9 protein-coding genes are annotated in these 9,173 nt (G+C 76.7%); 7 read left to right on the plus strand and 2 right to left on the minus strand.

The genetic code is table 11. The annotated features are described in order from the left end of the window. The 3 genes from WAA21_RS17465 to WAA21_RS17475 form a co-directional block, all read left to right on the plus strand. A partial coding sequence (locus tag WAA21_RS17465; RefSeq protein ID WP_336924132.1) for a hypothetical protein occupies positions 1–1,239 on the plus strand: 1,239 nt, incomplete at its 5' end. A gap of 146 nt (positions 1,240–1,385) precedes the next feature. Then, the gene (locus tag WAA21_RS17470) at positions 1,386–2,357 is read left to right on the plus strand and encodes an ATP-binding cassette domain-containing protein (protein WP_336924133.1); all 972 of its coding nucleotides are present in this window, start codon (positions 1,386–1,388) and stop codon (positions 2,355–2,357) included. A gap of 89 nt (positions 2,358–2,446) precedes the next feature. Further along, positions 2,447–3,241: an ABC transporter permease gene (locus WAA21_RS17475; RefSeq protein ID WP_336924139.1), complete on the plus strand. Its 795-nt coding sequence runs from the start codon at positions 2,447–2,449 to the stop codon at positions 3,239–3,241. Positions 3,242–3,329: 88 nt separating this feature from the next. Here WAA21_RS17475 and greA read toward each other — a convergent pair whose 3' ends face one another. Continuing rightward, positions 3,330–3,824 (minus strand): transcription elongation factor GreA, encoded by a 495-nt coding sequence (gene greA / locus WAA21_RS17480; RefSeq protein WP_336924134.1) that lies wholly within the window; start codon positions 3,822–3,824, stop codon positions 3,330–3,332. 142 nt (positions 3,825–3,966) lie between these two features. Then, on the minus strand, positions 3,967–4,380 hold the full coding sequence (locus WAA21_RS17485) for a DUF4307 domain-containing protein (RefSeq protein WP_336924135.1): 414 nt from the start codon (positions 4,378–4,380) through the stop codon (positions 3,967–3,969). Between the two features lie 105 nt (positions 4,381–4,485). On the opposite strand from WAA21_RS17485, the gene mca reads away from it, so the two are divergent. The 4 genes from mca to WAA21_RS17505 form a co-directional block, all read left to right on the plus strand. Then, on the plus strand, positions 4,486–5,457 hold the full coding sequence (mca, locus tag WAA21_RS17490; RefSeq protein ID WP_442893314.1) for a mycothiol conjugate amidase Mca: 972 nt from the start codon (positions 4,486–4,488) through the stop codon (positions 5,455–5,457). Then, positions 5,454–5,750: a hypothetical protein gene (locus tag WAA21_RS17495; protein WP_336924136.1), complete on the plus strand. Its 297-nt coding sequence runs from the start codon at positions 5,454–5,456 to the stop codon at positions 5,748–5,750. Before mca ends, WAA21_RS17495 begins: the two co-directional genes overlap by 4 nt. A gap of 288 nt (positions 5,751–6,038) precedes the next feature. After that, on the plus strand, positions 6,039–7,376 hold the full coding sequence (locus WAA21_RS17500) for an exonuclease SbcCD subunit D (protein WP_336924137.1): 1,338 nt from the start codon (positions 6,039–6,041) through the stop codon (positions 7,374–7,376). Beyond that, positions 7,376–9,173: SMC family ATPase (locus tag WAA21_RS17505; protein ID WP_336924138.1), on the plus strand; the 1,798-nt coding region annotated here is incomplete at its 3' end. The genes WAA21_RS17500 and WAA21_RS17505, both read left to right, overlap by 1 nt.

The raw sequence follows: 9,173 nt of genomic DNA on the forward strand, positions 1-9,173 counted from the left end.
GCCGAGGCGCTGGCCGCGGCCAGCGCCTCGGGCGAGCGGCCCGACCCCGCGCTCGTCGAGGAGCGCGTCGCGGGCTTCCGCGCCGCGCTGGCCGAGGCCGCGCCCGAGGAGCTCGCGGCGGCCTCCACCGACGCCGCGGTGCAGGCGGCGGCGCCGCTCTCGTGCGGCCCCGACACCTTCTCGCGCGGCGAGCAGTGGCTGCCCGGCGACCTCGCCGTGTCGCCGTCCGGCGAGTTCGCGCTGTACTTCGACGAGTACGGCCTCGCCGCCTTCCAGCTGCCGTCCGACCTCAGCGAGACCGGCGCCTTCCGCGGCGACGTGCTCGCCGTGCCCTCGGGCGCGGCCGCGCGCCTGGACTTCCAGGAGAGCAACGGCAACGTCGTCGCGCGCGACGCCGGCGGTGCGGTGCTCGCCCACGCCGGGCTACACACGAGCGGCCCGGAGTCGGTCCGCATCGGCGACAACGGCAACGTCGTCGTGCGGCAGGACTGCGACGGGGCGCTCGTGCGCCAGTACGGGCTGCACTCCCCGGAGGTCCTCTACCCCGGTGCGGTGCTCCGGGTCGACCAGCAGGTCGCGTCCGGCTCGGCCGTCCTGCGCATGCAGCCCAACGGCAACCTCGTGCTGCGCCACGCGGGCGCGGTCCGCTGGCACGCCTACACCGACGGCAACGTCGGCGCGGCCGCCGTGCTGCAGCCCAACGGCAACCTCGTCGTCCGCGCCGCGGACGGGCGGGCGCTGTGGAGCTTCGGCACGCACCTGCTGTCCAACGCGGCCGAGGGCACCTACCTGCAGGTCCTCCACGGCGACGTCTACGTCTCCAGCACGCTGGGCGACGACGTGTGGCACGACTGGAAGCAGCTGTACCAGGGCTACGACTGGCTGCGGTACAACCGAGCCCTGGAGCCGGGCCAGTCGCTGCGCTCCCTCGACGGCCGCTCCACCCTCACGATGCAGACCAACGGCACGCTCGCGCTCAAGGTCGACGGCCAGCTGCGCTGGCACTCCGGCGTCTTCGGCACGGGCAACCGCGCCGTCCTGCTGCGGACCGGCCAGCTGCAGGTCCGCTCCGCCACCGGTGTCGTGCGCTGGAGCAGCGGGACCACGGTGACGGGCTCGTTCCTCGGGCTCTTCGGCGAGGACGGCCTCTACTACGTCGCCGACGAGGACGACCAGCCGACGGGCGAGGTGCTGGCGATCGTCGAGGTCAACAGCGGCGAGCTGTCCTGGGCGCGCTGACCCCGCCACCGCGGCGCTGAGCAGGGCGGGGGCCGGTACCCACGGGTGCCGGCCCCCGCCCTCCCGTCCCTCCCGTCGCGGGTCCGCGTCGCGCTCAGCGCGAAACCGCTCGGCGGCTGTCGGGGGTCTGGGCGAGGATCGGGACCGTGACCGACATCATCACCGCCGAGGGGCTCGTCAAGACCTACGGCTCGGTGCGGGCGCTCGACGGCTTCGACCTCGCCGTCGCCCCCGGCACCGTCATGGGGCTGCTCGGCCCCAACGGCGCGGGCAAGACCACGTCCGTGCGCGTCTTCACCACGCTGCTGCGTCCCGACAGCGGCCGCGCGACGGTCGACGGGCTCGACGTCGTGCGCGACGCGGCCGCGCTCCGCTCGCGCATCGGCGTGTCCGGGCAGTACGCCGCCGTCGACGAGAACCTCACCGGGTTCGAGAACCTCGACATGGTCGGCCGGCTCTACCACCTCGGCGCCCGGGCCTCCCGCGCCCGCGCCGAGGAGCTGCTCGAGCGCTTCGACCTCGCCGACGCGGGCCGCCGGCCGGTCGGCACGTACTCCGGCGGCATGCGCCGCCGTCTCGACCTCGCGGGCGCCCTCGTCGCGCAGCCGACCGTGCTGTTCCTCGACGAGCCCACGACGGGGCTGGACCCGCGCAGCCGCATCGGCATGTGGGACGTCATCGCCGAGCTCGTCTCCGGCGGCACGACGCTGCTGCTCACCACGCAGTACCTCGAGGAGGCGGACCGGCTCGCGGACCGGATCGCCGTCATCGACCGCGGCAAGGTGATCGCCCTCGGCACGGCCGACGACCTCAAGGACCAGGTCGGCGGGTCGCGCATCGAGGTCACCGTCGCCGCGGCCGAGCAGCTCGAGCCGGCCCGCTCCGCCCTCGCGTCGCTGTGCCGCGGCGAGGTCGGCGTCGAGGAGCACACGCGCACCCTCACGGCCCCCGTCACCGGGGGCACGGGCATGCTCGTCGACGGCCTGCGCGCCCTCGACGCCGCCGGCGTCGACGTGCTCGACGCCGGCATCCGCCGCCCCACGCTGGACGACGTCTTCCTCACCCTCACCGGCCACGCGGCCGAGGAGTCCGACGACAAGGAAGGGGTGAGCGCGTGAGCGCCGCCGTCACGACCGGCCCGGCCGGAGCAGGCAGCGCCGAGCCGGCGCGGCCGCCGCAGCGGCCGGCCGCCGGCCCGGTCGGCGCCCTGCAGGACGGCTGGACCGTCGCGCGCCGCAACCTCATCAAGATCAAGCGGGTGCCGGACCTGCTCGTGGGCTCGATCGTCTCGCCGATCATGTTCATCCTGCTGTTCGCCTACGTCTTCGGCGGGTCGATCGCCATCGGCGGCGAGGTCGACCCCGAGGCCTACCGGGAGTACCTCATCGCGGGCATCTTCGCCCAGACGGTGATCTTCGGGGCGACCATCACCGGGTCCGGCATGGCGCAGGACCTCAAGACGGGCATCGTCGACCGGTTCCGCTCGCTGCCGATGGCCCCGTCCGCGGTCCTCATCGGGCGGACGACGGCCGACGTCGTCAACAACGTCCTCACGATCGTCATCATGACGCTCACGAGCCTCGCGATCGGCTGGCGCATCGACACGTCGGTCGGCGAGGCGGCGCTGGGCTACCTGCTGCTGCTGTTCTTCGCGTACTGCATCAGCTGGGTGATGGCGTTCTTCGGCCTGCTCGTGCGGGCGCCGGAGGTGTTCAACAACGTCTCGTTCATCGTCATCTTCCCCCTCACCTTCATCGCGAACACCTTCGTGCCGCTGGAGAACTTCCCCGGGCCGCTGCGCGTGTTCGCGAGCTGGAACCCGGTGTCGACCGTGACGCAGGCCTCCCGCGAGCTGTTCGGCAACCTGCCGCCGCAGGCGGCGGAGCCGACGGCCTGGCCGCTGCAGAACCCCGTGCTCTACACGCTGCTGTGGGGGGTGGCGATCCTCGTCGTCTTCGTCCCGCTGACGGTCCGGCAGTACCAGCGCGCCGCAGCCCGCTGAGGCCCGTCCGCCCCCGGACGCACGAGGTGCCGCCGTCCCGCGCGCGGCGGGGCGACGGCACCTCGTCGGGGGCCGGGGGCACAGGCCCTCAGCCGGTGAAGCGCTCCGCCTTGACGATCCGGACGGGGATCTCGCGCCCGTTGGGGGCGGTGTAGCTGGTCTCGGTCCCGACGGCCTTGTCGAGGACCGCGGCGCCCAGCGGCGACTGCTCGCTGAACACGTCGAGGTCGGTGGTGGCCGCCATCTCGCGGCTGCCCAGCAGGAAGGTCTCCTCGGCGCCGGCGACCTCGGCGGTGACGACCATGCCGGCGTGCACGACGCCGTCGTCGGCGACGTCCTCGGGGGAGCCGACCTTCGCGTTCTCCAGCATCTGCTCGAGCTGCCGGATCCGGGCCTCCTGCTTGCCCTGCTCCTCCTTGGCCGCGTGGTAGCCGCCGTTCTCCTTGAGGTCGCCCTCCTCACGGGCCGCCTCGATCTTGCGGGCGAGCTCCAGCCGACCCTCGCCACGCAGGTGGTCGAGCTCGCCCTGCAGCCGGTCGTGGGCCTCCTGGGTCAGCCAGGTGACGGTGCTGGTCTCGGACATGCGCGTACTCCTCGTCGTTCGTCGTCGCCGCCCCGGCGGCCCCCGCGGCCGGGGTACGGCGTGCCCGCCGCGCCGCGGACGGCGCGGGCACGCCCGGGCGCCGAGCGGTCGGGCCCTGGGGCGAGTAGGACACCGTACCTGGTCAGGGCAGGCGGACGCAGGTCCGGACGGAGCTGCTGACCGCCTCGTGCGTCGTGCGGATGGTCGCGGTCGCGCTCGTCGCGCGCCCCTGCAGCGGCCCGAGGTCGACGTCGACCTGGCCCACGTCGGTGTAGCGCGCGTCCGCTGCGCGCACCTGGCAGCGGACCCGGTCCCCGGGCTCGGCGTACACCTCGAACGTCGTGCGGACCGTCCGGGCGTCGACGACCTCGAAGGAGACGTCGCGCCAGGTGACGTCGGCGGCGTTGCGCAGCAGCGAGGCGACGAGGCTCGCGACGACCGCGGCCACGACGAGCAGCCCGAGGACCACGGCTAGGGTCCTCAGCCGGCCCCGGCGGGGCCCGGCGGGCCCGGCGTAGCGCGCGGCGACGTCGTCCGAGGGCGCGGGCAGCGTCACCAGGGCACCGACCTCACCGCGCCACCGGACGGGACCGGGACCACCGCCCCCGGGCGCATCGGGGACAATCGCCCGGGGCCGACACCGTCGGCCCCGCCCACCATGATGACGGGTGCCCGAGGACCCGACGCACCGAGGAGGACCGTGAGCGAGCAGCTGCGCCTGATGGCCGTGCACGCCCACCCGGACGACGAGTCGAGCAAGGGGGCGGCGACGACCGCCCGCTACGTCGCCGACGGGGTCGACGTCCTCGTCGTCAGCTGCACCGGCGGGGAGCGCGGCGACGTCCTCAACCCGCGGCTGCAGCACGACCCCGAGGTGCTGCGGGACATCGTCGGCTACCGGCGGCGCGAGATGGCCGAGGCGGTCCGCATCCTCGGCGTCCGCCACCAGTGGCTCGGCTTCGTCGACTCCGGCCTGCCCGAGGGCGACCCGCTGCCGCCGCTGCCCGACGGCTGCTTCGCGCTCGAGCCGCTGGAGATCGCGGCCACGCCGCTCGTGCGCCTGGTCCGGGAGTTCCGCCCGCACGTCATGACGACGTACGACGAGAACGGCGGCTACCCCCACCCGGACCACGTCATGTGCCACCGCGTCTCGCTCGAGGCGTACGAGGCCGCGGGCGACCCCGACCGGTACCCGGGCCACGGGCTGCCGTGGACGCCGCTCAAGCTGTACTACAACCAGACCTTCTCCCGCCTCAAGATCACGGCCTACCACGAGGCGCTGCTCGCGGCCGGGGTCGAGTCCCCGTTCGGGGAGTGGATGGAGCGCTGGGAGGAGCGCGAGGAGCGACCGGTGACCACGCGCGTGCCGGTGGGCGACTTCATCGAGACCGCGGACGCCGCCCTGCGGGCCCACGCCACGCAGGTCGACCCCGATGGCTTCTGGTTCGCGGTGCCGGCCGCGCTGCGCCGCGAGGTGTGGCCCACCGAGGACTACGAGCTCGCTCGCAGCCGGGTCGGCGGACCGGTCGCCGGGACCCCCGCCGCCGCGGAGGGTGTGGAGGACGACCTCTTCGCCGGCGTGCGCGAGCACCTCGCCGCCACCCGGGGCGCCGGCGCCCGGGAGTCGGCGTGAGCCTGCTCGCCGTGACGGGCTGGTCGCCGGCCGACTTCGTGCTGGCCGCGTCGGTGTCGCCGAGCCCCGAGCCCGGGGTCGTCACGCCCCCGGCCGACCTCGTGACGCCGGGGACCGTCGGGTTCCTCGTCACCTTCCTCGTCGCCGTCGCGCTCGTCCTGCTCGTGCGCGACATGAACCGGCGCGTCCGCCGAATCCGGGTGCGGGGCGAGCGCGAGGAGCAGGCCGGCCCGGGCACGCAGCGTGAGGACGGCGACGACCCCGGTGACGGGGTCATCCGGCGGCACCACTAGCCCGCGGGCTCCGGCCGCCCGGAGGGCCGGGACCGGCCCGCACCCCGGTCCGGGCCCGTACGGTCCCTCCATGAGCCAGGTCCCCGCCCCCCGCTGCACCGTCACCCCGCCGCCCGCCGACACGGTCCCCGCCGTCGTCGACCTCGCCCTCCTCGAGCGCCTGCACTCGCTCCTCGCGCGTCTCTGACCCGCCCGGTCGTCCGCCGGCCCGGCCACGGGCGGGGGCCGCCGACGCCCACCGGCGCGCCGCACCCGGTTGTGTCCGGGCGCCTGCCTAGCGTCGGTCGCATGCGGTTGCTCCACACCTCCGACTGGCACCTGGGCCGGCGCCTGCACGGCGTCGACCTGCTCCCCGCGCACACCGCGTGGGTCGAGCACCTCGTCGAGGTGGTCCGCTCCGAGGCCGTCGACGTCGTCCTCGTCGCCGGCGACGTCTTCGACCGCGCCGTGCCGCCGGTCGAGGCGGTCCGGCTGTGGGACGAGGCCGTCCTCCGGCTCGTCGACGCGGGCGCGGTCGTCGTCGCCTCCAGCGGCAACCACGACTCGCCCACCCGGCTGGGCGCGCACGCCGACCTCCTGGCCCGCAGCGCCGTCCACGTCCGCTGCGACCCGGGTCGGGTCGCGGAGCCGGTCGTCCTCGACGACCGCCACGGGCCGGTCGCGCTGTACCCGCTGCCCTACCTCGACCCCCTCACCACGGCCGGTCCCCTCGGGGTGCCGGGTGCGCGCACGCAGGCCGCCGTGGTCGCCCGCGCCGCGGCGCTCGCCACCGCCGCCGCCCGGTCCGCCGGGCGCGGGCGCACCGTGGCCCTCGCGCACACGTGGGTGGCGGGGGTCCGCCCGGAGGACCGCTGCGACTCCGAGCGCGACATCTCCGGCGCCGCCCCGGGGGACGGGGCCAGGGTCGGCACCCTCGACCGGGTGCCCACCGACGCCTTCGCCGGCCTCACCTACACCGCCCTGGGCCACCTGCACGGACCGCAGGTCCTCGGTGAGGCGCTGCGCTACAGCGGCTCACCCGTCGCGTTCTCGTTCTCGGAGCGGCGACACGCCAAGGGCAGCTGGCTCGTGGAGCTCGACGCCTCCGGCCTCGCCGCCGTCGAGCGGGTGCCGGCGCCGGTGCACCGCCCGCTCGTCCAGCTCGAGGGCCCGCTGGAGGAGCTGCTGAGCCGGTCCGACCTCGAGGAGCACACCGGTTCCCACGTCAAGGCCGTGCTCACCGACCCCGTCCGCCCGGCCGACGCCATGCGGCGCCTGCAGGCGCGCTTCCCCCACGCCCTCGCCCTGGAGTGGGCGCCGGCGGGGGACCGGGAGCCCGCGCTGCCGTACCGGACGCGCCTGGCCGCCGCGCGCAGCGACACCGACGTCGTGGCCGGCTTCGTCGACCACGTCCGGGGGGCACCCGCGAGCGACGCCGAGCTCGCGGCCCTCGACGAGGCCGTCCGCGCGGTCGCGGCGCGCGACGTCGAGGCGCTCGTGCCACCGCGGCCGCCCGAGCGGCCCGAGGACGAGCTGCTGGCGGTCGACGAGCCGGCGGACGCCACCACGGACCTCCTCGCCGCGCTCGACGGGTCCGACGGCGCCGGTCCGGCCCGGGGCGACCGGGGCGACCGGGGCGCGGCCTGATGCGTCCCCACCGGCTCCGCCTCACCGCCTTCGGTCCCTTCCCCGGCACCGTCGACGTCGACCTCGACGAGCTCGTCGCCGCCGGGCCGTTCCTCCTGCACGGTCCGACCGGGGCCGGCAAGACGAGCCTGCTCGACGCCGTCGGCTTCGCGCTCTTCGGTCGCGTGCCGGGCGCCCGCGGCGCCAAGCAGCTGCGCAGCCACCACGCCCCGGACGGCGTGCGGACCAGCGTCGAGCTGTGGGCCAGCGTCGGCGGGCGCGCCGTCCACGTGGTCCGGACCCCCGACCAGGAGCGGCGCAGGACCCGCGGCACGGGGTGGACGCGGGACAAGGCGTCGGTGTCGGTCCGCGTCGCCGACGACCTCGCCGCCCTCGACCGCGACGAGTGCACGGCCACCTGGTCCGGCGTGCAGGAGGCCAACGACGAGCTGCGTCGGCTCGTGGGCATGAGCCACGACCAGTTCTTCCAGGTCGTCCTGCTGCCGCAGGGCCAGTTCGCGCAGTTCCTCCGGGCGAGCAGCGACGAGCGGGCCGGGGTGCTGCGCCGGCTGTTCGACACCGCGCGGTTCGCCGCGGTCGAGGAGCGGCTGCGCGAGCGGGCCCGCGAGGCGGCCGCGGCACGAGACCGCGCCGGGGCCACCGCGGCGGCGGCGGCGGCGGAGGTCGCCGCCCTCGCGGGAGCCGCACCGGAGGAGGTGCCCGCGACCGGGCGGTCCGCGTGGGTGGCGGACCTGCTCGACGCCGCGCGAGCGGCCGCGGCCGTCGCCACCCGGACGGCGGCCGCCGCCTCGCTGGAGGAGGAGGCCGCCCGCACCCGGCGGGAGGAGGCGCTCACGCTGCGGCGGCTCGTGGCCGAGGGCGCGACGTTGCGCCGGCGCCGTCATGGCCTGCAGGTCGCGTCCGAGGCGCTCGGGCTCGTCCGCGAGGAGCTCCGCGACGCCGAGCGCGCCGCGCCCGTGGCGGCGCTGCACGCCGTCGCCGTGGCCGCGGCGGCCCGGGCCGAGGAGGCCGGACGCACGCGTGCCGCGCTCACGGGCAGCGAGCCGCCGAGCGGGCCCGCCGCGCTCGAGGCGGCCCTGCGGTGCGACGAGGAGGCCGCCACCGCGGCCGCGCACGCCGCGGCCCGGCTCGCGGCCCGATCCGTCGACGCCGAGCGGTGGGGTGCCCTCACCGACGCCCGGCGCGACCGGGAGGAGCGGGTCGCCGCGTGCGCGGCGGGCCTCGCCGAGGTGCGACGGCAGGCCGACGCGCTGCCCGCCCGGCTGCTGCAGGCGCAGCGCCGCCGCGACGCCGAAGCGACCGCCGCGGCCGACGACGCCGCGGCGGCCCACGAGGAGGGGGTGTGGCGCCGCGCCGCCGACCTCGTCGACGAGCTCGAGGCCGCGGCCGCGGCCGCGGCCGAGGCGGAGGTGGCGGACCTGCGCGCGCGCGAGGAGGCACGCGCGGCGGAGGCCGAGCACGACCGGGTCCGGCGGCAGCGTCTGGCCGGCATGGCCGGCGAGCTCGCCCGGGCCCTGCGGCCGGGGGAGCCGTGCGTGGTGTGCGGGTCGCGCGAGCACCCGGAGCCCGCCGCCGACCCCGCCGATCCGACCGATCCGACCGAGTCGGACCGCCCGGCGGGGGTGGCCGGTCCCGAGGCGGAGGACCTCGCGCGGGAGGCGGCGTCACGCGCCGTCGAGCGCCGCTCGGCCGCCGCCGCGCGACGGGAGGTCACCGCGCGCGACCTCGCGCACGCGGCCGCCGCGGTGCGCCGCGACGTGCCGGACGCCCCGCTGCCGGCCGACGCCGCGCTCGCCG

The organism is Aquipuribacter sp. SD81, assembly GCF_037153975.1.
Taxonomy (GTDB): Bacteria; Actinomycetota; Actinomycetes; order Actinomycetales; family JBBAYJ01; genus Aquipuribacter.

Coding starts and splice junctions, on each gene's coding strand:
- mca (WP_442893314.1), top strand. CDS start 4,486: ATGACGGGTGCCCGAGGACCCGACGCACCGAGGAGGACCGTGAGCGAG.
- greA (WP_336924134.1), bottom strand. CDS start 3,824: ATGTCCGAGACCAGCACCGTCACCTGGCTGACCCAGGAGGCCCACGAC.
- WAA21_RS17500 (WP_336924137.1), top strand. CDS start 6,039: ATGCGGTTGCTCCACACCTCCGACTGGCACCTGGGCCGGCGCCTGCAC.